This is a genomic window from Salegentibacter sp. Hel_I_6 (genome assembly GCF_000745315.1).
Taxonomy (GTDB): domain Bacteria; phylum Bacteroidota; class Bacteroidia; order Flavobacteriales; family Flavobacteriaceae; genus Salegentibacter.
Map to the genome: position 1 here is coordinate 2,570,472 of NZ_JQNQ01000001.1, position 24,801 is coordinate 2,595,272.

General features: G+C 37.1%; 22 protein-coding genes. 15 read left to right on the forward strand and 7 right to left on the reverse strand.

Features of this window, described 5'->3' with window-relative positions; translation table 11 throughout:
• The first annotated feature begins 3 nt into the window (after nucleotides 1–3).
• The 5 genes from FG27_RS11285 (at nucleotide 4) to FG27_RS11305 (ending at nucleotide 6,019) form a co-directional block, all read left to right on the forward strand.
• Nucleotides 4–1,830 carry a DUF4960 domain-containing protein gene (locus FG27_RS11285; RefSeq protein ID WP_037319094.1) on the forward strand — a complete coding sequence of 609 codons (1,827 nt, stop codon included), beginning with the start codon at nucleotides 4–6 and terminating at the stop codon, nucleotides 1,828–1,830.
• Between the two features lie 12 nt (nucleotides 1,831–1,842).
• On the forward strand, nucleotides 1,843–3,000 hold the full coding sequence (locus FG27_RS11290) for a DUF4960 domain-containing protein (protein ID WP_037319097.1): 1,158 nt from the start codon (nucleotides 1,843–1,845) through the stop codon (nucleotides 2,998–3,000).
• 118 nt (nucleotides 3,001–3,118) lie between these two features.
• Complete coding sequence (locus tag FG27_RS11295; RefSeq protein WP_037322199.1) at nucleotides 3,119–4,009, forward strand: carbohydrate kinase; 891 nt, start codon at nucleotides 3,119–3,121, stop codon at nucleotides 4,007–4,009.
• A gap of 86 nt (nucleotides 4,010–4,095) precedes the next feature.
• On the forward strand, nucleotides 4,096–4,974 hold the full coding sequence (locus tag FG27_RS11300) for a bile acid:sodium symporter family protein (protein ID WP_037319100.1): 879 nt from the start codon (nucleotides 4,096–4,098) through the stop codon (nucleotides 4,972–4,974).
• A gap of 424 nt (nucleotides 4,975–5,398) precedes the next feature.
• Nucleotides 5,399–6,019 (forward strand): DUF4403 family protein, encoded by a 621-nt coding sequence (locus FG27_RS11305; protein ID WP_037319103.1) that lies wholly within the window; start codon nucleotides 5,399–5,401, stop codon nucleotides 6,017–6,019.
• Here FG27_RS11305 and murF read toward each other — a convergent pair.
• Complete coding sequence (gene murF / locus FG27_RS11310) at nucleotides 6,016–7,308, reverse strand: UDP-N-acetylmuramoyl-tripeptide--D-alanyl-D-alanine ligase (protein ID WP_037319106.1); 1,293 nt, start codon at nucleotides 7,306–7,308, stop codon at nucleotides 6,016–6,018. The two genes, FG27_RS11305 and murF, sit on opposite strands and share 4 nt — an antisense overlap.
• A gap of 113 nt (nucleotides 7,309–7,421) precedes the next feature.
• Entirely contained in the window at nucleotides 7,422–9,110 is a 1,689-nt protein-coding gene (gldJ, locus tag FG27_RS11315; protein ID WP_037322200.1) for a gliding motility lipoprotein GldJ, read from the reverse strand.
• A 431-nt stretch (nucleotides 9,111–9,541) separates the two neighbouring features.
• Between gldJ and porV the strand changes: the two genes are divergently transcribed.
• The 9 genes from porV (at nucleotide 9,542) to FG27_RS11360 (ending at nucleotide 19,014) form a co-directional block, all read left to right on the forward strand.
• A complete protein-coding gene (porV, locus tag FG27_RS11320) occupies nucleotides 9,542–10,696 on the forward strand; it encodes a type IX secretion system outer membrane channel protein PorV (protein WP_037319109.1) in 1,155 nt (384 codons plus the stop codon).
• Nucleotides 10,697–10,774: 78 nt separating this feature from the next.
• The gene (cdd, locus tag FG27_RS11325; RefSeq protein ID WP_037319112.1) at nucleotides 10,775–11,257 is read left to right on the forward strand and encodes a cytidine deaminase; all 483 of its coding nucleotides are present in this window, start codon (nucleotides 10,775–10,777) and stop codon (nucleotides 11,255–11,257) included.
• Nucleotides 11,258–11,365: 108 nt separating this feature from the next.
• Complete coding sequence (gene pdhA / locus FG27_RS11330) at nucleotides 11,366–12,367, forward strand: pyruvate dehydrogenase (acetyl-transferring) E1 component subunit alpha (protein ID WP_037319114.1); 1,002 nt, start codon at nucleotides 11,366–11,368, stop codon at nucleotides 12,365–12,367.
• A gap of 3 nt (nucleotides 12,368–12,370) precedes the next feature.
• A complete protein-coding gene (locus FG27_RS11335) occupies nucleotides 12,371–14,062 on the forward strand; it encodes a pyruvate dehydrogenase complex dihydrolipoamide acetyltransferase (protein WP_037319116.1) in 1,692 nt (563 codons plus the stop codon).
• A gap of 68 nt (nucleotides 14,063–14,130) precedes the next feature.
• Nucleotides 14,131–15,123 (forward strand): M20/M25/M40 family metallo-hydrolase, encoded by a 993-nt coding sequence (locus tag FG27_RS11340; protein WP_037319118.1) that lies wholly within the window; start codon nucleotides 14,131–14,133, stop codon nucleotides 15,121–15,123.
• A 67-nt stretch (nucleotides 15,124–15,190) separates the two neighbouring features.
• Nucleotides 15,191–15,871, forward strand: coding sequence for an SDR family oxidoreductase (locus FG27_RS11345; RefSeq protein ID WP_037319119.1), 681 nt, complete (start codon nucleotides 15,191–15,193; stop codon nucleotides 15,869–15,871).
• 3 nt (nucleotides 15,872–15,874) lie between these two features.
• Nucleotides 15,875–16,474, forward strand: a complete 600-nt coding sequence (locus tag FG27_RS11350; protein WP_037319121.1) for a SprT-like domain-containing protein — start codon at nucleotides 15,875–15,877, stop codon at nucleotides 16,472–16,474.
• A gap of 9 nt (nucleotides 16,475–16,483) precedes the next feature.
• The gene (locus FG27_RS11355; RefSeq protein ID WP_037319124.1) at nucleotides 16,484–17,566 is read left to right on the forward strand and encodes a mannose-1-phosphate guanylyltransferase; all 1,083 of its coding nucleotides are present in this window, start codon (nucleotides 16,484–16,486) and stop codon (nucleotides 17,564–17,566) included.
• Between the two features lie 5 nt (nucleotides 17,567–17,571).
• On the forward strand, nucleotides 17,572–19,014 hold the full coding sequence (locus FG27_RS11360) for a DUF389 domain-containing protein (protein WP_037319126.1): 1,443 nt from the start codon (nucleotides 17,572–17,574) through the stop codon (nucleotides 19,012–19,014).
• Here the strand turns inward: FG27_RS11360 and FG27_RS11365 are convergent.
• Together FG27_RS11365 and FG27_RS11370 are read right to left on the reverse strand one after the other, a co-directional pair.
• Entirely contained in the window at nucleotides 19,011–19,778 is a 768-nt protein-coding gene (locus FG27_RS11365; RefSeq protein ID WP_037319128.1) for an ABC transporter ATP-binding protein, read from the reverse strand. The genes FG27_RS11360 and FG27_RS11365 overlap by 4 nt on opposite strands.
• Nucleotides 19,778–20,515 carry an ABC transporter permease gene (locus FG27_RS11370; RefSeq protein WP_037319130.1) on the reverse strand — a complete coding sequence of 246 codons (738 nt, stop codon included), beginning with the start codon at nucleotides 20,513–20,515 and terminating at the stop codon, nucleotides 19,778–19,780. The genes FG27_RS11365 and FG27_RS11370 overlap by 1 nt, the downstream gene beginning before the upstream one ends.
• A 118-nt stretch (nucleotides 20,516–20,633) precedes the next feature.
• Here FG27_RS11370 and pafA point away from each other — a divergent pair, with 118 nt between their 5' ends.
• Entirely contained in the window at nucleotides 20,634–22,280 is a 1,647-nt protein-coding gene (gene pafA, locus FG27_RS11375; RefSeq protein ID WP_037319133.1) for an alkaline phosphatase PafA, read from the forward strand.
• Here pafA and FG27_RS11380 read toward each other — a convergent pair.
• From FG27_RS11380 to FG27_RS11390, 3 genes are read right to left on the reverse strand one after another with little or no spacing between them, the layout of a single operon-like run.
• Nucleotides 22,272–23,120 (reverse strand): glycosyltransferase family 2 protein, encoded by an 849-nt coding sequence (locus tag FG27_RS11380; protein WP_037319136.1) that lies wholly within the window; start codon nucleotides 23,118–23,120, stop codon nucleotides 22,272–22,274. The genes pafA and FG27_RS11380 overlap by 9 nt on opposite strands.
• Nucleotides 23,121–23,161: 41 nt before the next feature.
• Nucleotides 23,162–23,683: a methyltransferase gene (locus FG27_RS11385; protein ID WP_037319139.1), complete on the reverse strand. Its 522-nt coding sequence runs from the start codon at nucleotides 23,681–23,683 to the stop codon at nucleotides 23,162–23,164.
• A 1-nt stretch (nucleotide 23,684) separates the two neighbouring features.
• Nucleotides 23,685–24,743 carry a 3-oxoacyl-ACP synthase III family protein gene (locus tag FG27_RS11390; RefSeq protein ID WP_037319142.1) on the reverse strand — a complete coding sequence of 353 codons (1,059 nt, stop codon included), beginning with the start codon at nucleotides 24,741–24,743 and terminating at the stop codon, nucleotides 23,685–23,687.
• Between the last annotated feature and the right edge of the window lie 58 nt (nucleotides 24,744–24,801).

Below are 24,801 nucleotides of genomic sequence, written 5' to 3' on the forward strand. Positions count from 1 at the left end.
CCAATGAATTCATTTAAAAAACTAACGAAAATTGCAATTGGTTTTGTGTTTCTTTTACCCCTTGTAATATTGTATTCCTGTAGTGATGATGATAATTTCGCCGATGTAGTGCCAGATTTTTCAGAAGCTATAATCAGGTCTTTTGAGGTAGATGGGGAATTTGCAGAAATTAACCATACTACGGCAAGCATATCCATGACACTTCCTGCCGGGACAGATCTTAGCTCAATACAAGTAGATCTAGTAACGCCCGAAGGCACTAGTGTGAGTCCTGAATCTGGAAGTACCGTAGATTTTTCAGACGGTCCTGTTATTTTTACTACACAGGCTCAAAATGGAGCAAACCGGGAATATACTGCAATGCTCGCAGCTTATGGAGATCCTAAGATTCTTGAATTTTCAATAGGAGAGAATTCGGGTGATGTAGATCATGCAAATAATACAATAACTATAGATATTGGAAGTCAGGATGGAGATATAACCAACCTTACTCCAAATTTTATAATACCGGAGGGAACAAGTGTTGATATAGCATCTGGAGTATCTAGAGATTTCAGTAGACCGGTGGTTTATACAGTGCTTTCTAATGATGGTTTTACTGCAAATGAGTACACAGTTAATGTAAATCAAATTGAAGCACCTAAAATTACTTCTTTTGCTATTGGAGAGTCAGAGGCAGTAATTGATAATGAAGAAAATACTATATATCTGGCCTTATCTGCCGGAACAGATATTACAGGTCTTAGTCCTGAAATCCAAGTTCCTGAAGGTCAAAGCCTGTCTCCTGAATCTGGTGAAGAATTTGATTTTACAGAACCGGTAGAATATACCGTTACCAATTCTGAAGGGATCACTAAAACCTATACAGTAACTATTGAAGCTCAGGATGTAGATCCAATATTTTACGCATTCCTTGGAGAGCAGGAAGACATAGCTTCTTTGATTGATGACGATGCCAAAGCGGCTGCTACCTGGATGCAGAATACTTATGGAGAAGATTTTAAGTATATTTCTTTTGCAGAGATAACAGCTCAAAACATGGCAGAGATTAAGGTAGCGATGCTTTATTACCTGACTCCTGCTGAAGATGTTGGTTACAGCGCTACACCTAATAATGTCTCAACTTTGTTGCCATCGGGATTAAGAAGTGGAGCTACCAGGGCACAGGTTTTAAAAAATTGGGTAAAAGCAGGTGGCGATATGCTAATTGCTGGAGATGCCACTCCATTTATTTTCTCACTAGATAGAGTGCCTGCAGATTTTTCAGCGCCAAGGGAACCTGGGAATTATGTATATTCTGAATTTGGCTGTGCCGAGTCTTCGGGATGCGTAGATGGAGGAAAACCGGCTGATGATATTTGGGGACTTGGAATGCGACCAGAGAATAATTCTGAAGATCGCAGAAACCATCCAGTTTTTGATGGATTAAGCTTTCAAAATGATGAATTTCTTGCGCTTCAAAATTCAGCGACAAGAGAAGTACGTTTAATTTGGTGGCAACATTTTGATGGCATATTAGAGCCAAGTTGTTGTGGGCAGGATGCTGCATTAAATTTTGAGCAAACCATGGCCGCAACTAAATTTGGAACCCTTGCCACTGTTGGAGATGCCTTTGGTTATGGCGCTATTCTTTGGAATAGAACAGATCAAGGTAACCACGTTAGATTTGAGAATCAAATCGCAACCGATTTTAAAGGTTCAATTTTCAGTATAGAGAATACTATTGTAGGTTACGAATGGGATTCTAATGGAACAACCAACGACTACCAGTCAAATATTGAAGATTTTACAAAGAATATTCTTGCCTACTTATATAATCTGGAAGATTAAAAAACGAAACTTATGTTATATAAATTTAAATGTTTTATTTTCTGCTTTCTTTCCATTGCAGCGTTTTTTGGATGTGAGGAAAGAGAAAATTATGATAAGGATCTAAACCCTGTTCTAACTACCATTTCCTCTCTAGAGGGGAATGGTACCCGGGCAAATATTGATCATTTGAGAGGAACCATAAACCTGGTGCTTCCCCCAAGAACTGATATTACCAATGTGGAATTGGTAATAGATGCTCCGGAAGGGGTAGAAGTAAGCCCCTCAAGCGGCACCACCTTAGATTTATCAGATCGTGTAGATGTATCGGCTATTTTCGCAAATTCTGTTCGAAATTACCAGTTAATTACACGTGTTTTGCCTAGTAAAATCGCATTCTTAGGGGAAGCTGCAACTTTTGAAGAGCTTATAGAAACTGCAGATGATGACGTGGCGGAAGCGGCCCGGTGGGTACAGGAAACTTACGCGGAAGATTTTGAATATCTTAATGCAGAAGATGTTACTTATGAACAGCTTCAGGAAATAAACGTTGTTGTATTTTATTATGACCAGGTAGGAAGTTCTGATTTACCTGAAATTTTTACCGAAGGTAGACCAAAATCAGCCTTTATTCAATACTTAGTAGAAGGAGGAAAGATGTTACTTGGAGGGATGGCCACTAGCTTTGCAGAAACCGTAGGTAGAGATCAAAGTGGTTTGTTAACCATACAAAGTAATGGGGAGGCATTTGATTCTCCCGATACCTGGGCTATAGATGGTGGTGTTAATTTTATGAACTCCAAAAAATCTCATCCCATTTATACTTTTAATGAAGGTTTGGTAGAGGAAGATGAAAATGGCTATTTTCCTATTATAGATGCAGGATTAAGAGAAGACCATAATAACCTTTGGGATGCCTCTTCTTTATTGGGTCCGGGAAACCAACAGGGCCAGTTTGGAGAATTTGAACGTCTTTACAATGGTGTTGTGCTTGCTGTTTGGAGTGGCGTAGCTGATGAATGTTGCCCCGGCATTATTGAATTCGAACCCATGACACCATATAGCGGAACCATTATCGCGATTGGAGTTGGAGGTATAGAATGGAATATGAACGATGGCCGTACAAATGCTTATAGAGGAAACGTTGAAGGAATTTATAAAAATGCTATTGATTACCTGGGAACTCTATAAATATTTTAGTTTTTAAATTAGTAGGTGTAGGTTAGTTAAGTAAAACATGGGGGCAACCTCATGTTTTACTATTTTAATTAAGTTAGCGATAGATAAAGTAATTTTAAATTTTCAATTGATGAGAAAAGACCCAACAGCCGTTTGCTTCGGCGAAATATTATACGATGTTTTTCCGGAGAGTGAAAGAATTGGAGGTGCACCGCTTAATGTTGCTTCAAGACTTTCGGGATTAGGAATTTCAACAGAAATGATTAGCAAGGTAGGGGATGATGAAAAAGGAGAGAAGCTAATTTCTTATCTCAAATCCAAAAATATTAAAACTGAAAATATAGCTAAGGATACTAATCATGCTACCGGGGTGGTAAATGTAACTTTATCTGCAGGTGGTTCTGCTACTTATGAGATTGCACATCCGGTGGCCTGGGATAAGATTGAAATTTCAGAAGCGATGAAAACTGCCGTAAAGAAAGCTGATGCTTTTATCTTCGGGAGTTTAATTTGTCGCGATGAGGTAAGCCGAAGCACTCTTTTAAAGTTGCTGCCTGAAGCAAAATACCGGATTTTCGATATAAATTTGCGTCCGCCGTATTATGAAAAGGAAGTTTTAATTAATCTTATGAATCAGGCAGATTTTATAAAATTCAATGACGACGAATTATTTGAAATAGGGGAAATGCTTGGTTCTCCCTATAATTCTTTAGAACAAAACCTTGAATATCTTTCAGAAAAAACAAATACCGCAACTATTTGTGTAACCAAGGGGCGTCATGGTGCCGTTCTACTAAAAGAAGGGAAACATTATTATAATAGTGGTTTTAAAGTTAAAGTAAAAGATACCGTAGGTGCCGGAGATTCATTTTTGGCCAGTTTAATCGCCGGGTTATTGAAGAAGGAAGATGCCCAAAGCAGTCTGGATTTTGCTTGCGCAGTAGGAGCTTTAGTAGCTGGAAGGGAAGGCGCTAATCCCGAAATTTCAACCCAGAAAATCAATAAATTTATATTTCCATAATAAAAGTGGAAAGTACTTTTTCTGCAATTTCCTGGCAGTTTTTCTTTTTGTAAAAAATCTTATCTTGGATTTTTTTTAGAAATAATATGCAGCAATTTGCCAATATTTTTATGCCTTTCTCTATTGCCCTAATTATGTTTGGGATTGGGATAGAGTTATGTTTTAACGACTTTAGAAGGGTTTTTACTAATCCCAGGGCTATAATAACTGGATTGGCATGTCAGTTATTTTTATTACCACTTATCGCCTTTCTATTGATATTTTTCTGGCCAATAGATCCCGTATACAAAATTGGAATCATGCTTCTTGCTTCCTGTCCCGGGGGTACGGCTTCTAACCTTGTTGCTAAAATGCTAAAAGGAAGGGTAGCGCTTTCAGTATCGCTAACAGCTTTTAATAGTTTTATTGTCCTCTTTAGTATTCCGCTAATTGTTCAGTTTAGCTTTATAGTTTTTGGCCAAAATGGAGAATCAATAAGCTTGAGTTTTGGAGAAACAATGAGCGATGTATTATTCACCGTTATTCTACCGGTAATTGCAGGAATATTATTAAACGAATATTGGGGTCATAAATTTGGTAAAAAGCTGCACAAAGCCTTGCGCTTTATATTGCCTGGTATTATGTTACTCGCCTTTATTGTTGTTATTTTTTTTGATGAATCTCAACAAGACATTCAATACCTGAAACATTTGAATCTTTTAGTACCATTAATTATTTTAAACTTTACCACAATAGCTGTGGGATATTTTGTGGCTAATCGTAGTAAACTGAAGCATAGCTCGGCTTATACCATTGCAATTGAAATGGGTTTGCAAAATAGTGTACTCGCTTTATTTATTGCTAATCAGGTTTTAGATGATAAAGATATTAGCCTGGTAGCCATTCTATACGGTAGTTTTTCCCTTATTACAACATTTTTGGGAGGATGGATCTTGAAAAAATACTTTGGAAGAAAAAAGGTATAATAAAAATGCCGGTACCTTGAAAATCAAATTGACCCTACTCAACTTAATCTTCTGCACCGGCATTATTAATTGCCAAATTAAATAAGTATAAATACAGATCTATTTTCACTTATCTGAAGCTAATTTAATGCTTTTGTTACGCTAAGTTTTACGGTTTTCCGTAATCGAAAACTTACTTTTTTGAATTCCAGTAGGTTAGTATTTTAAATTATTCAAAAAATTATTAGTTACTTTAATACTTATCCTATGAATAGTCGGGAAGTTTCTGTTTTGCCTTTCAATTGCATTTTGTCATCCATCTTCGTTAAAAAGAATTTCTAATATTGATCATTTTTGCTTTTCAATTTATTTAACTGCGTTTTCAGAAATTTTCAAAAGAAATAACTTAAGTTGTTATAAAACTAACCAACTGATAATTTCAATTATGAATGAACTTTTAGATGAAGATAATATTAAACTCAATTTACCGGTTAAAATTAGTTATCGGGTTCTTGAAGGTGTGCTTCAGAAAAAAATAGTAGGGGAACAGATTGGCATGGAAGACTCGAGGGGTACGGTAAAGAATTATGCCGAGGTCCTTGGTGCCAATCTTGGCAAAAGCCAAAAACCAAACTTCGATCTCACCCTCAATTTAAAATTAAGAACACTTACTACACTGTTTAAGAATAAAGAAGTTACTTTATTAATACATATAGCGATAGGTTTTGATGAGGTGAACCAGGTGCTTGATGTGAAGGAATATGATTTGGAAGGGCAGAGTAAAAGTTGGCTTATGGATAATTCTTTGGAAACCATCGCAAATTCTTTAATCTATAATAAGATTAAGAAGAAAATGAAACTGGATCTTAAACCGCATATTGAGGAGCAGTTAAGCAATGTTAATCAAAAGCTTGGTGATGAGATGGAAACGGCACCTGGGGTGTTTCTTTCAGGAAATGTAAATATTCTAAAAGTAGCTGAGATTATTCCCGGTGATTCCTTGCTGCTAATTCTTTTAGAAATTAGCGCCTATGGATTTTTAGATGTTAAGGAAATTAAGTTCTAGACAAAAACTTCTAATATATTTTCCAGTGCCATTGCCCGTGAACCTTTAATTAGAATGCTGGAATTTTGAATTTCAGCCAGTTTCAAATGTTTTTTGATGTTTTCAGTATTCTCAAACTTGATGATATTTGGTCTTGAGGTGGTGGTTTTTTTGAATTTTTTACCTACCAGGTAGATCTCAGAAATGTTAGTGTTTTCAAGGAAATTCACAATTACCTGGTGCTCAGTTTCTGAAGCAGCTCCCAATTCTCCCATATCACCTACAATTGCAATTTTGGTTGTATTAGTCTTTAAATTTTCAAAATAACCCAGGGCTGCCATCATACTTGTAGGATTAGCATTATAGGCATCTAAATAGATTTTATTGGAATTTTTGCCTTCAACTATTTGTGAGCGATTGTTAGAAGACTTATAATTTTCTATGGCGTTTTTTATATCCTCAAATGGAACTTTAAAATACAAACCTATACACAGCGCAGCAGCCATGTTTTTAGCATTGTATGTGCCGTTTAACTGACTTGTGAATCTTGTATCATTAAAGATCAATTCTGCGGAATCTACGTTCTCAGGATAAGTTAGCTTTACCTGGGCTTTTCTATTGCTTCCAAAGGTGAAAGTGTGATTATAATTAACTTCCAATCTTTGAACTTCATCATCCAGGTTTAGAAAAATTAGTTTCTTATTTTCTTTTAAATGCCGGTATAATTCGGTTTTTGCCTGAATTACTCCTTCTAAACTTCCAAAACCTTCCAGGTGAGCCTTTCCGAAATTAGTTATAAAGCCATAATCTGGCATAGCTATATTAGATAAAAATTCAATTTCACCAGGGTGGTTTGCGCCCATTTCAATTAATCCCAATTCAGTTTCCTCATCCATAGCTAATAAGCTTAGTGGTACTCCAATATGGTTGTTGAGGTTGCCCTGGGTTGCAGTTACCTGGTATTTTTTAGAGAGTACATTATAAATTAGTTCCTTGGTAGTGGTTTTTCCATTACTACCGGTAATTCCTATAATTGGGATTCCAAGAAATTTTCTATGGAATTTGGCCAATTTCTGAAGTGCTTCTAAGGTATCGTTTACTACAATATATTCCTTATCATTTAATGCGAAAGCTTTATCGTCTACTATAGCGCAAATAGCTCCATTCGCAATAGCCTGGGAAGCAAACTCGTTTCCATTAAAATTTTTTCCCTTTAAAGCGAAGAATACGCTTCCCGGTTTAATGTTTCGAGTATCTGTAGAGATTCCTGAACTAACTAGAAATCTTTGGTGAATAATTGCTGTTGTCATATTAGGCTTTTTGTAGGCTTTAGTAAAGTTGTTATAGCGCTTCTAAAATAAAGCTATAAAAAAAGCCCTAAATGAATAGGGCTTTTATCATAATTTTTAGAAGATTAGAATTTCTAATTTCTAGCTTTCTTATTATTATCTAAAGATTTAGATCCAACTCTAGACATTGCATTTCTAAATCCAATATAGTCTGTTGCCATATCTTGTGGGAAATATCTACGCTGCGCAGGGTCTAACCAGTATGCGCGATCTCTCCAGGAACCACCTTTATAAACTCTAACTTCATCGCTAATAAGCGTAGTTCTATCTTCAGAGTCATAGCCTCGTTGAGCAACTCCGGTACTGTCCTGGGTAGCTGCAACATTGTAAGTTGGGGAGTTGTACATGCGTTGCCCATCTTCATCAGCATCCTGAAATGCCTGATAATAGCGAGAAGAGCTCTTGTCTCCATCTCTATAATTACGTTGATCGCTATCTGTATAGTTAGTTCTCATGTAAGTATCTTCCTCAGTCACCGGTATTTGTGCTATATCTCCAGGATAAGCTCTGGCAACTAATCTTCCAGTAGCCAAAGTATCAAATTCAATTTCATCAACTCCAACTACTTTTACCGATCCGTCTTCGTTAATAGCATTTTTTGTATAAACATTACCTCTGTAATAGTTGAAGTCGTTAAATTCATCATCAACTATAGGACGATATACGTCGGCCACCCATTCTGAAACATTTCCGGCCATATCATAAAGGCCAAAATCGTTTGGTTCGTAAGATTTAACTTCTGCAGTAATATCGGCGCCATCATCACTCCAACCTGCAATCCCACCGTAATCTCCGGCACCTTGTTTAAAGTTGGCTAACTGGTCTCCCTGTCTTTTTACATCTCCAGAGCGGGTATATTGCCCATCCCAAGGATATTTTTTTCTTCCTCTATATACATTGTAATCTCTAATTCCTACTAAAGAAGATGCTGCATATTCCCATTCAGCTTCCGTTGGTAAACGATATTCTGGTAGTAAAACTCCATCTTTACGTTGCACATAAGTTTGCCCGCCAAGAGCATTTCCTTCTGCATCGGTATTTTGATTGCTAATCCTATCCTGAGTTTCGTCACCTCCCTGGCTAATTTCAGTATTACCTCCATAGGCCTGACTTGGAGCATTTAGATAGGTTTCGGTATTAAAAGTAGTACCAGCCTGCACATCTGTATATCTAGCACCTTCTTTTGTATAACCACCTTCTTCTAAAAGAAGCTCGTTTACTCTGTCTGTTCTCCATTTACTAAATTCCACAGCCTGTATCCAGCTCACACCAACTACTGGATAATTTCCATAAGCAGGGTGACGTAAATAATTATTTACCATAGTTTCGTTGTAACCAAGACGGTTTCTCCAAACAAGAGTATCTGGCACGGCACCATTATAAATATTTCTAAAATTTTCCTGCGTTGGAGGGAAAACTTTCTTTAACCAATCAAGGTATTCCATATACATCATATTGGTTACCTCGGTTTCGTCCATATAGAAAGACTGAACATGCTGCTGAGTAGGCGTATTGTTCCAGTCATGCATAACATCGTCCTGCACCTGTCCCATAGTAAAAGTTCCGCCTTCTACAAAAACAAGTCCTGGTCCGGTTTCCTGTTCTTTATAATCTGTGTTGTATTGAAATCCACCTTCGTCTGAATTAATGTCCCAACCAGTTGCCCTGGAGTTCTTGTCGTAGTTCTGGGAATTATTACAGCTTAGTAAACCAACGCCAAAAACGAGGGTTAAAAAGGCTCTAAAAGCAATATTGATTCTCATATTCATCATCTCTTTTGGTAGAAATATTAGGCTTTGCAATATAGTAATTAACGCTAAAAGTACAAGTTTATTTTATGTTCTGTCAAAGCTACTAGTTTACCTTAAAACCCTGATCACCTTAGGGCTTAGGATAAGGAAGGCTCTTTTGAAACTCTTATTTACTGTTTGTGCTCACTTCTGGTTAGCCAATAAAGCAGCAAAATTAAATGTTTTTTATTTAATTGTAGGTTGCTAAGCTTAAAAAAGTATTGAAAATACGAAACATACAATATTTTAGCCTTTCTGGAGTTGTAATAAATCTACTCTTATTAAATTTATTTTATTTTAAAAAACTGGAAAGGAGTTTCTAACAGTTCTTTATATGAAATTAAACTTAAGGTTTTTTCTTAACAAGATTATTAGTATATATTTGTTAATCATTAACTAATATGATGAAAAAAATTACAATATTTTTTCTTGGGCTTGCTTTGGTCTCTCAACTTAAAGTGAATGCCCAGGAGGAAAGGGATAGAGTTATTACTACTGCTGTTCCTTTTTTACTAGTAGCTGCCGATGCCAGAGCGGCTGGGATGGGTGACCAGGGAGTTGCAACTTCTCCAGACGCTTTTTCCCAACAATGGAACCCTGCAAAATACGCTTTCGCTACTAGTGAGCACGGCATAGGAGTCTCTTATACACCTTATTTAAGTGATATTGTAAATGATATTTTCCTTGGAAATATAAATTACTACCAACGCATTGATGATAGAAGTGCATTTGCATCCAGTTTAAGATATTTCAGTTTAGGCAGTATACAGCGAAGAGATAGTTTTGAGCAGGAGCCTTTGTTGGTTAATCCCAATGAGTTAACCTTTGATCTATCCTATTCATTGCAATTAAGCGATAATATAGCAATGGCTGTTGCCGGGCGTTATTTGCGTTCAGATCTTGGTTTGCAAGATGAAGAAGATTTGGGGGCGGCCAATAGTTTTGGTGTTGATATCGCAGCATTCTATAGGAGCAACCAAATGGTTTTTTCAGGTTTTGACGGAGTATGGAAAGCGGGGGCTAATATTTCCAATATTGGGCCTAAGATGAAATATGATGATGCTGGACAGGAAAATTTTATACCAACTAATTTAAAAGTAGGTACAGGTTTCGATTTTATATTTGATATAGAAAATCGGTTAGGAGCATATGTTGAATTTAATAAACTTCTGGTTCCAACGCCAAGAGATTTTAATGATGATGGCGTTATAGATTCTGAAGATGATGCTGAATATAATGATATAGGTGCCATTGAAGGAATTTTCACTTCCTGGGGCGATGCGCCAGGTGGTTTGGCAGAAGAACTAAGGGAAGTTACCTGGGCTCTTGGAGCAGAATATTTGTACCGTAATGCTTTTGCTTTTCGTGCAGGTTATTTTAGTGAGAGTTTAACTAAAGGCTCAAGAAGGTTTGCTTCTTTTGGAGCAGGCTTTAAATATGAACAGGTGAACATAGATATATCTTATTTATTTTCTACCTCGCCGGTTCCGAGTCCATTAGAGGGAACTTTGCGCTTTGGACTTACTTTTAACTTTGGAGATCAATACCCAACTTACTAAATAGCATTATTATATCAGTTTATTAATAATTGGTTGCTTTAAAGGTTTCCATTATCTTTCCGCTTCAATAATTTTTATATGAAACCATTAAAAGTCACCTCCAACTTTGAGGTATATGATTCTATAGAAGAACTTCCTCAGGATATTCAGACCTTGATGCGTAAAGCGATAAGTACTCGTGATGATGCTTATGCTCCCTATTCTCAATTTAAAGTTGGCGCCGCGCTAGCTTTAGACAATAATGAAATTGTAATAGGAAGCAACCAGGAAAATGCATCTTATCCCTCTGGATTGTGTGCAGAACGTACTGCAATTTATTACGCCGGTGCCGCCTATCCTGAAGCTAAAATTCAAAATATCGCGATTTCCGCAAAATCCATGAAACATAAAGTTGAGGCTGCTGTACCGCCATGTGGCGCTTGTAGACAGGCTTTGGTGGAATATGAGGTGAAGCAGGAAGCTAATATTGCGGTGTATTTTATGGGGGAGAGTGGCCAGGTAATGAAGGCGAATTCTATAAAAGATTTATTACCTTTAATTTTTGATAATTCAGTCTTATAACGTTTTCGTTATTTTTGCTTGAAAACTGTTTTCCATTCTTATTGAAAATAGTATTTTTGTTATCCGCCTGGCAAAACCTATCTGTCTGGCCTAAAATTAATAAGTTAAATGAAGAAAGTAACAAAAGCCACGTATTTAAAGTGGTACGAGGATATGCTGTTTTGGCGTAAATTTGAAGATAAACTTGCGCAAGTTTACATTCAGCAGAAAGTGAGAGGTTTTTTGCATTTGTATAATGGGCAGGAAGCTATTTTGGCGGGAGCCCTTCATGTAATGGACCTGGAGAAGGATAAAATGATCACCGCTTATCGTAACCACGTGCAGCCAATTGGTTTAGGAGTAGATCCTAAGCGTGTTATGGCAGAACTTTACGGGAAAGCAACGGGAACTTCACAGGGACTTGGTGGCTCTATGCATATTTTTTCTAAAGAACATAACTTTTATGGAGGTCACGGGATTGTAGGAGGACAAATTCCTCTTGGTGCCGGCCTTGCATTTGCAGACAAGTACTTTAAAAGAGATGCGGTAACCCTTACCTTTCTTGGAGATGGTGCTGCTAGACAGGGATCGCTGCATGAAACCTTAAATATGGCCGTAAAATGGAATTTACCGGTTGTATTTTGTGTGGAAAATAACGGTTACGCGATGGGAACATCTGTGGCCAGAACCTCTAAAGGGACAGATATCTGGAAACTTGGTAATGGTTACGAAATGCCTTGTGGACCTGTAGATGCTATGGATCCTACCAAAGTTGCAGAAGCTTTAGACGAAGCGATTAAAAGAGCAAGAAAAGGTGACGGTCCTACATTTTTAGAAATGAAAACTTACCGTTACAGAGGTCACTCCATGAGTGATGCTCAGAAATATAGAACAAAAGATGAAGTTGCAGAATATCAGGAATTAGATCCAATCACTAAGGTGTTGAATATAATTAAGGATAAGAAGTACGCTTCAGAAGATGAAATAAAAGAGATCAACAAACGCGTTAAGGATAAAGTATCTGAATGTGAGAAATTTGCTGAAGAGTCAGATTTCCCTGAAAAGAACGTAATGTATGATGTTGTTTACGAACAGGAAGATTATCCGTTTTTAGCACATAAACCTCAATAAATTATGGCAGAAGTAATCAATATGCCGCGTTTGAGCGACACCATGGAAGAAGGTGTTGTAGCGAAGTGGCTAAAACAAAAAGGTGATAAAGTAGAAGAAGGAGATATCCTTGCTGAAATAGAAACCGATAAAGCTACGATGGAGTTTGAATCTTTCTACGATGGAACACTATTGCATATTGGTATCGAGGAGGGGGAAACCGCACCGGTAGATACTTTGCTTGCCATTATTGGAGAAGAGGGCGAAGATATTTCTGAATTGATCAAAGGCGGTGGAGATGCCGACGATGATGAAAAAGACGAAAAAAAGGATAAAAAAGAAGAGGAGTCAGATTCTGATAAAGACGAAGACGATACCGATGGTGAAGACGAAGCTGATAGCGATGGAGACGGTGAAGATGGAATCCCTGAAGGGGTAGAGATCATTACCATGCCTCGCCTAAGTGATACTATGGAAGAAGGTACCGTGGCATCCTGGCTTAAAAAGGAAGGTGATAAAGTAGAAGAAGGAGATATTCTTGCCGAGATCGAAACCGATAAGGCAACTATGGAATTCGAATCTTTCTACGAAGGGACTTTGCTTAAAATTGGTCTTGAAGAAGGTGAAACTGCCAAGGTAGATAGCCTTTTAGCAATTATTGGTCCTGAAGGAACTGATGTTTCTAATGTTTCAGTAGACGGGAAATCAAAAAAGAAATCTTCTGAAAAATCTGATAAGAAAGACGATAAAAAGGAGGATAAGTCTGAAGAAAAAGAAGAAAGTAAATCTTCAGAAGATAAATCTTCTAAAACTACAAAAGACGGCGGAAGAATTTTTGCCTCGCCACTTGCCAAGAAAATGGCAGAAGATAAAGGTATAGATCTATCAGATGTTGAAGGTAGCGGCGGCAATGGTCGTATCGTGAAAAAAGATATCGAAGATTATAAGCCTTCAGAAAAACCAGCTGAAGCAAAATCGGCCGGAAAAGAAGAAGCTGCTTCGGCTGCGCCACAACCTTATGTGCCTGCAGGAGAAGAAAGTTTTGAAGAGATTAAAAACTCTCAAATGCGTAAAACCATTGCGAAAAGACTTGGGGAATCTAAGTTTAACGCACCGCATTACTACCTAACTATAGAAGTTGATATGAGTAATGCAATGGCTTCACGAAAGCAAATTAATGAAATGCCAGACGTTAAAGTTTCTTTTAACGATATGGTGATTAAAGCAAGTGCAATGGCGCTTCGTAAGCACCCACAAGTAAATAGCCAATGGACAGGTGAGAGCATGAAAATTGCCAAACACATTCATATGGGAGTCGCTGTGGCGGTAGAAGAAGGTCTTGTAGTTCCTGTTTTAAAATTTGCCGATCAAATGTCTATGACCCAAATTGGGAATAATGTAAAAGACGTTGCCGGTAAAGCCAGAAACAAGAAATTGCAGCCAAAAGATATGGAAGGTAGTACTTTTACTGTATCTAACCTTGGAATGTTTGGTATTGTTGAGTTTACAAGTATCATTAATCAACCAAACTCCGCAATTCTTTCTGTAGGAACTATTGTTGAAAAACCAGTAGTGAAGAATGGAGAGATTGTAGTAGGGAATACTATGAAATTGACTCTTGCCTGCGACCATAGAACGGTAGACGGTGCTACCGGAGCTGCATTCTTAAAAACTTTAAAAACCTACATGGAGAATCCGGTAACGATGTTAGCGTAAATCCATACAAATAGAATATCTAATTATTAAATCCCGCACTCTTGCGGGATTTTTTTATCTTTAGCAGTATGAGAAAAATCAATTATATTTTTACCCTGTTAGCCGCTTTTTTCCTTATTTCCTCCTGCGGAAATTCACAAGCGGTTCAAGCCACACAAGAAGTACAAACCACTTTAAACGCCAATGTTAAGCACGCTGAAGTTGAAGATTTACTCTATTATTTATCTTCAGACGAATTAAAGGGAAGAGAAACCGGTACCGAAGGAATTGAATTGGCAGCCCAAAGAATAGAGAACATTTTTAAAGAAAATGGTATTCAGGAATATTTTGAAACCTATAGGCATAATTTTGAAATTGATGGTGTAGAAGGTTTTAATGTAGTTGGAATGCTGGAGGGGAATGATCCTAAGCTTAAAGATGAATTTATTATTCTTGGTGCCCATTATGATCATATTGGTATTCAAGAGCCGGTAGATGGTGATTCTATCGCCAATGGTGCTAACGATAATGCTGCGGGAACTGTAGCGGTGGTAGAATTGGCGAAAAAATTTGCTGAGATAGATGATAACAAGCGAAGCATAATGTTTGTATTATTTTCTGCGGAAGAAATGGGTCTCGTAGGAGCAAGAGAAATAGCACAACAACTCAAAGAAGATAAGCTTGATCTTTACACGCTGTTCAATTTTGAAATGATTGGTGTGCCTATGAATGATAAAGATTATATAGGTTATCTCACCGGTTACGAAAATTCTAATTTTGCTGAAAAATTCAATGAATATTCAGGGGAGAAAGTACTGGGATTTCTACCACAGGCTAAAGAATACAATTTGTTTAAGCGAAGTGATAATTACCCGTTTTTCGAAGAATTTAATGTGCCGGCGCAAACAATTTCGACCTTCGATTTTACCAATTACGATTATTACCACCACGTAGCCGATGAAGCCGAAAAACTTGATGTGGCGCATATGACCAATGTTATAGAGAGCGTTATTCCTGGAATACTAAAAATGGCAAATACCGCAGAAAAAGAAATAAAACTAAATCAGCAGGATTCCAAATAATAGTAATAAAGTTGAAATAGGAGTCCGTTAGAAATTTACTTAATTGAGATCAAAAGACTATTAAAAAATGAAACATATTGTCATTACAGGAACCAGCCGTGGAATTGGCTTTGAGATGGTTAAAATTTTTGCCGAAAAAGGACATAAAGTACTGGCGCTTTCCCGAAATGATAAACCGGTTTCTGAACTTAATTTGGAGCATGTAACTACTTTTTCCTGTGATATATCAAAGCCTGAAGATCTTGAAAAAGTTTCAGCATTTATAGATTCGAAATGGCAACAGGTAGATGTTTTAATAAACAATGCCGGTGCACTTATCAATAAACCTTTTGAAGAAATTTCAGCAGAAGAATTTCAGAAGATCTACAGCACCAATATTTTTGCGGTAATTGGTCTTACTCAAAAGTTACTGCCTTATATGGAAAAAAGCTCACACGTTGTAAATATTAGTACCATGGGTGGTGTACAGGGAAGTGTGAAATTTCCCGGGCTTTCAGCTTATAGTTCGAGCAAAGCAGCGGTAATTACTTTAACTGAACTTTTAGCAGAAGAATATAAAGAAAATGGGCCTTCATTTAATGTGCTGGCTCTTGGAGCTGTACAAACCGAAATGTTAGAAGAAGCATTTCCTGGCCTGGAAGTTCCACTTTCGGCAAAGGATATGGCTGAATATATTGCGAATTTTAGTCTAACCGGGCATAAATTTTATAATGGTAAATTACTTCAGGTTTCTAACAGTACGCCTTAGCCAATGAGAGAAATCCTTGAAAGATATATTCCTGAAAGAGCAGTTCCTCCCGTTTTCGAAATGATTAAGAACAATAATGTTCATTTAAAAATCGTAAACGAGCGTAAAACGAGGCACGGCGATTATCGCAGAATGCCGAACGGGGCTCAGCAAATCACGGTTAATGCAAATTTGAATAAATATCGTTTTTTGATAACCCTGGTTCATGAGATTGCTCATTTACTTGCTTTTGAAAAATTTGGAAGGCAAATTAAACCGCACGGGCAGGAATGGAAGTTTACTTTTAGGGAGTTAATGTTGCCTTTTATAAGACCTGAAATTTTCCCATCGGGATTGCTTCCGGTAATTGCGCAGCATTTTAGAAACCCGAAAGCCAGTAGCGATACCGATGCGAAATTATCGGTAGCTTTAAAAAGTTTTGATCCTGAAAACGATAAAAATTATATTTTTGAAATTCCGTTTGGAGGAATTTTCAGAATCTATAATGGGAAAACGTTTAAAAAAGGGGAGAGAAGAATAAAACGCTACGAATGTCTGGAAGTAGACACAGGTAAAATTTATTTGTTTCAGCCCAATGCAGAAGTAGAGTTGCTTAAAAATTAATTCCTTTTTATGAAGAACAAAAATCATTATGCGATCTTAATGGCCGGCGGAATAGGTTCCAGATTTTGGCCTGTAAGCACCACCAAAGATCCCAAGCAATTTCAGGATATTTTAGGGGTGGGTTCAACCCTTATTCAAACAACTTTTCATCGCTTGGCCAAAATAATGCCAACAGAGAATATTATAATTCTTACGCATAAAGATTATAAAGAAAGTGTAAAAGAACAAATTCCGCAGGTTAAAGACGCGCAAATTGTATTGGAGCCCGAGATGCGAAATACTGCTCCCAGTATTTTGTTGGGAGCTCTAAAAATCATCAAGAAAAATAAAGAGGCGTTAATACTTGTGGCGCCAAGTGATCATTGGATCCAGGGGAATGTTGAATTTCAGCAAAATATAGAAGAAGCTTTTACTATTGTTTCTAGTGAAGATAAATTGATTACGCTTGGTATTGAACCAAATTTCCCTAATACCGGTTACGGATATATTCAATATAAAAAGGAAGTAACTGAAGAAGCTAAGCCTGTGCTAAAATTTACCGAGAAGCCATCTTTTAAAAAAGCGGAATCTTTTCTTGAGCAGGGTAATTATCTCTGGAATGCAGGTATTTTTATTTGGAGTGCCAAATTCATCCTGGAAAGCTTTAAAGAGTATCATCCGGAAACCTTTAGGCTTTTTGAAAGAGGTAAAGATTTTTATAATACCGATAAGGAGCAGGAGTTTTTAGACGAGAATTATCATAAGGCACAAAACGTTTCAATTGATTATGCTATTATGGAAAAGTCTGATAGCGTGTATGTGATTCCGGCAAACTTTAAGTGGAATGATCTTGGTACCTGGAAATCTATAGAAGATGAATTGCCGCAAGATGAGTATGATAATACAATGGTAAACGGGCGTTTGCTGCCTTTGAACTCTACAGGAAATATTATAAATACTCAAAATAGTAAGTTAGTGGTCCTAGATGGTCTTAAAGACTTTATAGTAGTGGAAAGCGATAAAGTACTTTTAATTGCACCCAAGAAAAAAATACAGGAGATAAAGTTACTTCGTGAGAAGACGATAGAAAAGTTTGGAGAAGATTTAGGTTAAACTATATGGAGAATAATCAAGAACCTGAAAACAAGCAAACTCTCGATTCGGCAGGGAGATCTGAAGATTTGGGGGCGAGCGCAAAAGGAATTTGGGAAAATATAAAAGCTTTGATCAAAGAGCTTTTGGAGATTCGTCATGACACCGATAGGGAATCTACTATAGAGGCGGTAAAGAAAGATATTTCTTTTAAAGGGCACAATGCCTGGATTCTTATATTTTCCATTTTTGTGGCTTCTATTGGCCTTAACGTGAGCAGTACAGCAGTTGTTATTGGAGCGATGCTTATCTCTCCATTAATGGGTCCAATAGTGGGTGTAGGTATGTCTGTAGCTATAAACGATGTACTTACTTTAAGAAAATCATTTGTTAATCTTGGCCTTATGGTGGGCTTAAGTGTGTTGACCGCTTATATTTATTTTCTTATCTCTCCGGTTAAAGAAGAAACTCCGGAACTTATAGCGCGAACCTATCCCACAATCCTCGATGTGCTAGTTGCTATTTTTGGTGGTTTAGCTCTGATAGTTGCAAAGACTAAAAAGGGAACTATCGCAAGTGTGATCCTTGGGGTAGCAATTGCTACAGCCCTTATGCCACCGCTTTGTACCGTGGGTTATGGATTAGCCATAGGAAACTGGTCTTATGCTGGAGGTGCTTTGTATCTTTTTTCAATTAATGCAGTATTTATAGCACTATCTACTTTTGTAGTTACCAAGGTGCTCGGGTTTCCTCTGGTGAAATATGTAAACAGTAAAAAACGTAGAAGAACTGCCCAAATAGCTTCTACTATTGCAGTAATTGTGATGATTCCCAGTGTGATTTTATTTGTGTTCTTACTTCAGGAGCAGTTATTTGAATCTAAAGCTAAAGAGTTTATTTCAAATGTGATGCGATATGAGGGTACTGAAACTATAAAGTCCTCTTATGATTATAATGAAAAAAGCATTGAAGTTTATTTAATAGGAAACCGCGTGCCGCAGGCTACAATTTCTACCTGGCAGAAGCAATTAGGGGATATTGAGGCTTTAAAGGAGACTGAATTAATTATTCACCAGGGAGCTAATCCTACTGGGGATATAGATCAATTATCTTCCCAGGTTAGAAGTGGTATTTTGGAAGATCTTTATATGAGGAATCAACAACTTATTGAAGATAAGGATGAAAAAATAGCGATTTTAGAAAATGAAATTTCTAAATATCGGGGAGATGGTTTTTCGTTTGGAGATCTAAGTCAGGAAGCGAAAATAAACTATGATGGGATAGATGAGTTAGGCTATTCGAACTTAATAAAAACTAATTTTACAACAACCGATACTATTCCAACGTTTACAGTAGGCTGGAAAGAGAATTTAAATGCAGGGCAAATTTCAGAACAAAAACATCGTTTTGAGAAGTGGTTAAAAGTTCGGTTAAAATTGGATACTCTACAGGTGAGATCGGTGAACTAAAGTCCTTTTTGTTGGGCTTCCCTAACCTTTTGGAATAGGTTTGAAGAATAAACAAAGTCGGTAACAGTTTTATCTTCAGTTTTAAAGATTTGCGATTTATCTCCTTTCCAGGCTAAAACGCCATCTTTTAAAAACGCGATTTTTTCCCCAATTTCTAGAACCGAATTCATATCGTGGGTAATAATAATAGTGGTTATATCATATTCATGGGTAATTTCCTGAATAAGATTATCTATAACTGTAGCCGTTTTTGGATCCAGGCCAGAGTTGGGTTCATCACAAAATAAATATTTAGGACGGTTTACGATTGCTCGTGCAATGGAAACTCTTTTTTGCATCCCACCGCTAATTTCTGAAGGTAGTTTTTTCTCAGAGCCTTCCAGATTTACTCGTTTTAAAACTTCTTTTACTCGTTCTAGGTTTTCTTTCTTCTTTTTTCTGTGAGTAAACATTCTTAAAGGAAACATAACGTTCTCTTCCACCGTCATAGAATCAAATAGCGCCCCACCCTGGAATACCATTCCTATTTGTTTACTTAAGTCTTTTTTTTCATCTTCAGTAAATTCAGAATACGGTTTACCATCGTATTTGATAGTGCCTTTTTCAGGAGTAAATAATCCTAGCATGCATTTTAAAAGGACACTTTTTCCAGAACCAGATCCTCCAATAATGAGGTTGGTTTTACCCTTAGCGAATTCAAAATCGATACCTTTTAAGATTTCCTCTCCATCAAATCCTTTATGTAAATTCTTTACTTCTATCATTAACTTAATAATAATTGGGTTACTGCGTAATTTGTAATAATAATTACCACACTGGTCCATACAAAAGATGTGGTACTGGCTTCTCCCACCTCTAAAGCCCCACCCTTCATATAATAACCGTGATAAGCGGGAACGGTAGCCAGGATAAAGGCAAATAAAAATGTTTTTATAAATGCATAAACAAGATGGAATGGAATAAAGTCTTCCTGAAGGCCCTGTACAAACTGATCTGGTGGAACAAAACCTCCTAATACTGCCGCCGTGTATGCTCCAAAAACGCCGAGGAACATAGCAATAGCAATTACAAACGGATAAAATAGCATGGCAACAATCTTGGGGAAGATAAGATAGTTCAGAGAATTTATCCCCATTACTTCTAAGGCATCAATTTGTTCGGTTACATTCATAGAACCAATACTGGATGTGATATAAGAGCCTACTTTACCCGCCATGATAATGGAGATAAAGGTAGGTGCAAATTCCAGAATTATAGATTGCCTCGCTGCATAAGCGATAAGTGTTTTGGGTATTAATGGGTTATTTAAGTTTAAGGCGGTTTGTAAAGCTACAACAGCACCAATAAAGAAAGATAAGAAAGCCACAATTCCCATTGAGCCAATTATGAGGTCATCTAATTCTTTAATGATTAAACCTTTCAAAACCGATGTTTTTGTCATTCGGTGGAAAGTTCCTTTTAGCATTAAAAAATATTCCCCAATGGAGTGTAGATAGTTCATTAAGCAATTTTTGTAAAGCTAAAATACTAAAAAATTACTCCAAAGTATTTAACGTAGAATTAATCTTTAGCATCATAAGTTTAGTATTTTTGAAGCTCTTCAATAAAAAAAATACAAGATGAAGCGATTTACATTTTTATTAGTGGCATTTATATTTTCTTTCCAAAGTTTTGCGCAGGAAAAAACTGAAGATAATCCAAAACTTGTGGTAGGAATTGTGGTAGATCAAATGCGCTACGACTATCTTACTCGTTTTTGGGATAGATTTGGGGAAGACGGCTTTAAAAAATTGGTAAATGAAGGTTATAATTTTAAAAATAATCATTTTAATTACGTGCCTACCTATACCGGCCCTGGTCATGCTTCGGTTTATACAGGGACGAGCCCAATGAACCACGGTATTATAGGAAATGGGTGGTATGATAAATTTATACACGAATCTGTTTACTGTGCAGGAGACGATTCAGTAACCTCGGTAGGAACACAAAGTGACGCAGGGAAAATGTCTCCACACCGAATGAAATCAACAAGTTTTGCCGATGAAAATAGATTGCATACACAAATGCGCGGTAAAACTATAGGCGTGGCTTTAAAAGATAGGGGTTCTATACTTCCCGCTGGTCATACTGCAAATGCAGCTTATTGGTTCCATGGAGCTGATGAAGGCAATTGGATCTCCAGTTCATTCTATATGGACGATTTACCACAATGGGTAAAAGATTTTAATGCTTCAGATAGAGTAGAAGCATATTTAAAGCCCTGGAATACTCTTTACGACATTGAGACTTATAAGGAGAGTGGTAGTGATAGAAATGAATTTGAAGGGGGTTATAGAGGTCAGGAAACGGCTACATTTCCATACGATCTAACCAAATTAGGAGATACCGATAATAAATATGAAATACTTAAGGCATCAGCTTACGGTAACGATATCACTACAGATTTTGCACTTGCTGCTATTGATGCCGAGGAGTTGGGCCAGGACGATGATACCGATGTACTTACTCTAAGCTATTCAAGTCCCGATTATATCGGTCATAATTTTGGAGTGAATTCCAAGGAAATTCAGGATACTTATTTAAGATTAGATCAAAATATCGCTCAATTGCTACAACATTTAGATGAGAAGGTAGGTGAAGGAAATTATACAATTTTCTTAACTGCAGATCATGGTGGGGTAGATGTGCCGGCCTATCTTGAATCTGTAAAGATTCCAGCAGGTTATTTTGATTCTAATGAATTTACAGAGCGTGTAAAAGAATTCGCTGAAGAAGAATTTGAAGAAAAAGAGCTAATTGAAAGTGTTTATAATAGTCAAATATTTTTTAACTATAAGGTAATGGAAGAAGCCGAAATTAGTTCTTCAGAGTTACAATCTAAATTGGCACATTATATTCTTCAATTAGATCAAATAGACAAAGTATACACAAGAGACCAGCTTAGTGGTGGAAGTTTTACCACCGGGGCAGGAGCAGCCATTCAAAATGGATACAATCAGAAAAGAAGTGGAGATGTAGTATATGTTTTAGATCCCGCAACTATTGTATATTCAAAAACCGGATCTACTCACGGTAGCGGATTGATGTACGATACCCATGCTCCTTTAATTTTCTACGGAAACGGAGTGAAGAAAGGCAGCACAACCCAAAGAACAGAAATTGTAGATATCGCACCAACAGTTTCAGCTATTTTAGGTATTTCTTTTCCAAATGCAACCACAGGGAAACCATTATTTATGATGTTGGATCCTGAAGAATCAGAATAATTTTTCCTGCATTTTCTTCCAACGTAAATTTCTTATAAAACGGCCTTCATCTTTATTCACAAGATAAGGTCGTTTTTCATTTTTAGCCCTTAGAAAACCTACAATACAATCCCAAAAAACACTAATATCTCTTTTGTTGAACGCGAGTTTAGCTGAGGCGATCACAGTAATAGTAAAACCATAGCGTAGCCTGTAAAATGCTGCTCCCTGCTTATATTTTGAAGTTTTGCTGTAATTGTTGCCGGTAGGTTTTAGATGTTTTACCCTAAGTCTATCATCGGTTTTTATTTCCCAGCCGTGGTATTGTGCAAGAAGTTCGTCTACGGTGTCCCAGCCCATTGCGCGTTTTAGGCCGCCAATGTCTTTAAAACAGGCTTTTCGGTATGCTTTTAGTGCTCCACGAATATGATCTTTTCCGGTTAGCCTTTCCAATATCCATTCATGATTTTTCTGAATTTCACAAAATCCGCCGACCATACCGATTTTGTCGTTTTCCTTAAAATGAAGCTTAATTTTCTCTAAATAATCCTTCGGAAAAATTAGATCGGCATCAAACTTACAAATGATATCAAAATCGTCGTCAAGTGTTTTAAAACCTAAATTAAAAGCGTTTACAACTTTGCTGCCGGGTAAATGAACTCCTTCGGAAGTGTTCTTTACAAGTGAAATTTCAGGATGTTTTTTAGCAAATTCTGAGACTATCTCCGGGGTGCTATCACTAGAGCCATCATCTATTACTACAATTTTATCAGCCGGGAAGCTTTGATTTAGTAATGATTGAAGCGTTTCGCCAATAAATTCAGCTTCATTATATGCCGGAATAATAATATAGGTCTTCAAGTGGCGAAATTTAAAGGTTCTGCAATTCAAAAATTCTAAGCTTAAATCCTTTCGGCATAAACTGCATAATATCTGGGTGTAAAATACCTCAAAACAGGTCTAATTCCCAGTTTATTCACCGGATTCGTCCATTTTTTTCTATTGATGATTTTCCACCCCGCTTTTTCCAAAAGCCAATCGAATTGCCAATCTTCAAATTCGTGGTAATGCCGGTCACGTCTATCGGTCTTACTTCTGTAGGCACTGGAAAACCAGAGTCTAAGAGGCACTGTAGCCACTAATTTTTTAGCTTTAATATTTGATAAAACATTAAAAGGAGAAACCAGGTGCTCAAAAATTTCGAATGCCGTTACCACATTATAATCGGTATTTTCTACGGCTTTTGTGTTTAGGTCTAGATCTTCCCCTTGGGTATTTTGCACCCTGTAATTATGTTTTTCCATAATTTCCGAAAAGGGATTTTTTACTCCCAAATCTAGGATTTTGGCAGGCGCCGGTACATTGGATTCTAAAAATTCTAAAGTTTCTTTATAACGTTTGTTAGGAAAAGTGTTTTCGTACATCTTAATATTGGTAAACAATCGCATTCACATTCATCCCGGCCCCAACGCTGGCGAACATGATTACATCTCCTTTCTCAAGATGCTGATCGGCAATTTTATTTCTTACCACAAGATCGTAAAGAGTGGGTACTGTAGCCACACTGCTATTTCCTAATTCCTGGATGGTCATTGGCATTACCCTGTCTGGCACTTCCTCTTTATGAAGTTTGTAAAAGCGTTTTATAATCGCTTCGTCCATCTTCTCGTTGGCCTGGTGAATAAAGATCTTTTTGAGGTCTTTTATATCCTTTCCGCTATTTTCCAGGCAGATTTTCATCGCCCCGGGAACGTGCATTAGGGCAAATTCATAGATCTTGCGTCCGTTCATTTTAATATAGCGTAAATCGTCTGGAGCTTCAGTCCGGTTAGATTTTCCAAAATAAATATAATTGGCTTCATTAAAAGCATAAGTACCAGATTCGTGAGCGAGAATTCCCCCTTCTTCTTCTGTTTCTTCTAAAACCACGGCACCGGCGCCATCAGAAAAAATCATAGAATCACGGTCGTGTTTATCTACCACTCGAGATAAAGCTTCAGCTCCAATTACCAAACATTTTTTTGCCATTCCAGCTTTAATAAATGCCTGTGCCTGTATCATACCTTCAATCCAGCCGGGACATCCAAAAAGCACATCATAACCCACACATTTTGGGTTTTTAATGCGTAAATGATATTTAACTCTGGTGGCTATACTTGGTACAGTATCGCTCTGAATACTTTCGTGTTTAACATCTCCATAATTGTGAGCTACAATAATATAATCTAAAGTTTCAGGATCTGTTCCTGCATCTTCCAAAGCTTTTTGGGCAGCAATTACAGCCATATCTGAAGTATTTAAATTTTCCTCCAAATAGCGCCTTTCTTCAATTCCTGTAATAGCTTTAAACTTAGCAATTGTTGTCTTATTATCCTGCGGAAAACCTGTTCCGTCAAGATTGTAGAATTCATGATTGTCAAAGTCAGCATTTGCGGTTATAACTTTGGGGATATAACTACCTGTGCCGGTAATTTTAATATTCATCTGACTTTTAAATTAAGATTAAACTCCGAATGTACTAATTACAAATATAGTGAGCTTT

Coding starts and splice junctions, on each gene's coding strand:
- cdd (WP_037319112.1), top strand. CDS start 10,775: ATGAAACCATTAAAAGTCACCTCCAACTTTGAGGTATATGATTCTATA.
- FG27_RS11370 (WP_037319130.1), bottom strand. CDS start 20,515: ATGAACTATCTACACTCCATTGGGGAATATTTTTTAATGCTAAAAGGA.
- FG27_RS11360 (WP_037319126.1), top strand. CDS start 17,572: ATGGAGAATAATCAAGAACCTGAAAACAAGCAAACTCTCGATTCGGCA.
- pafA (WP_037319133.1), top strand. CDS start 20,634: ATGAAGCGATTTACATTTTTATTAGTGGCATTTATATTTTCTTTCCAA.
- FG27_RS11335 (WP_037319116.1), top strand. CDS start 12,371: ATGGCAGAAGTAATCAATATGCCGCGTTTGAGCGACACCATGGAAGAA.
- FG27_RS11345 (WP_037319119.1), top strand. CDS start 15,191: ATGAAACATATTGTCATTACAGGAACCAGCCGTGGAATTGGCTTTGAG.
- pdhA (WP_037319114.1), top strand. CDS start 11,366: ATGAAGAAAGTAACAAAAGCCACGTATTTAAAGTGGTACGAGGATATG.
- FG27_RS11350 (WP_037319121.1), top strand. CDS start 15,875: ATGAGAGAAATCCTTGAAAGATATATTCCTGAAAGAGCAGTTCCTCCC.
- FG27_RS11355 (WP_037319124.1), top strand. CDS start 16,484: ATGAAGAACAAAAATCATTATGCGATCTTAATGGCCGGCGGAATAGGT.
- FG27_RS11365 (WP_037319128.1), bottom strand. CDS start 19,778: ATGATAGAAGTAAAGAATTTACATAAAGGATTTGATGGAGAGGAAATC.
- murF (WP_037319106.1), bottom strand. CDS start 7,308: ATGACAACAGCAATTATTCACCAAAGATTTCTAGTTAGTTCAGGAATC.
- porV (WP_037319109.1), top strand. CDS start 9,542: ATGAAAAAAATTACAATATTTTTTCTTGGGCTTGCTTTGGTCTCTCAA.
- FG27_RS11305 (WP_037319103.1), top strand. CDS start 5,399: ATGAATGAACTTTTAGATGAAGATAATATTAAACTCAATTTACCGGTT.
- FG27_RS11385 (WP_037319139.1), bottom strand. CDS start 23,683: ATGTACGAAAACACTTTTCCTAACAAACGTTATAAAGAAACTTTAGAA.
- FG27_RS11340 (WP_037319118.1), top strand. CDS start 14,131: ATGAGAAAAATCAATTATATTTTTACCCTGTTAGCCGCTTTTTTCCTT.
- FG27_RS11390 (WP_037319142.1), bottom strand. CDS start 24,743: ATGAATATTAAAATTACCGGCACAGGTAGTTATATCCCCAAAGTTATA.
- gldJ (WP_037322200.1), bottom strand. CDS start 9,110: ATGAGAATCAATATTGCTTTTAGAGCCTTTTTAACCCTCGTTTTTGGC.
- FG27_RS11295 (WP_037322199.1), top strand. CDS start 3,119: ATGAGAAAAGACCCAACAGCCGTTTGCTTCGGCGAAATATTATACGAT.
- FG27_RS11300 (WP_037319100.1), top strand. CDS start 4,096: ATGCAGCAATTTGCCAATATTTTTATGCCTTTCTCTATTGCCCTAATT.
- FG27_RS11290 (WP_037319097.1), top strand. CDS start 1,843: ATGTTATATAAATTTAAATGTTTTATTTTCTGCTTTCTTTCCATTGCA.
- FG27_RS11285 (WP_037319094.1), top strand. CDS start 4: ATGAATTCATTTAAAAAACTAACGAAAATTGCAATTGGTTTTGTGTTT.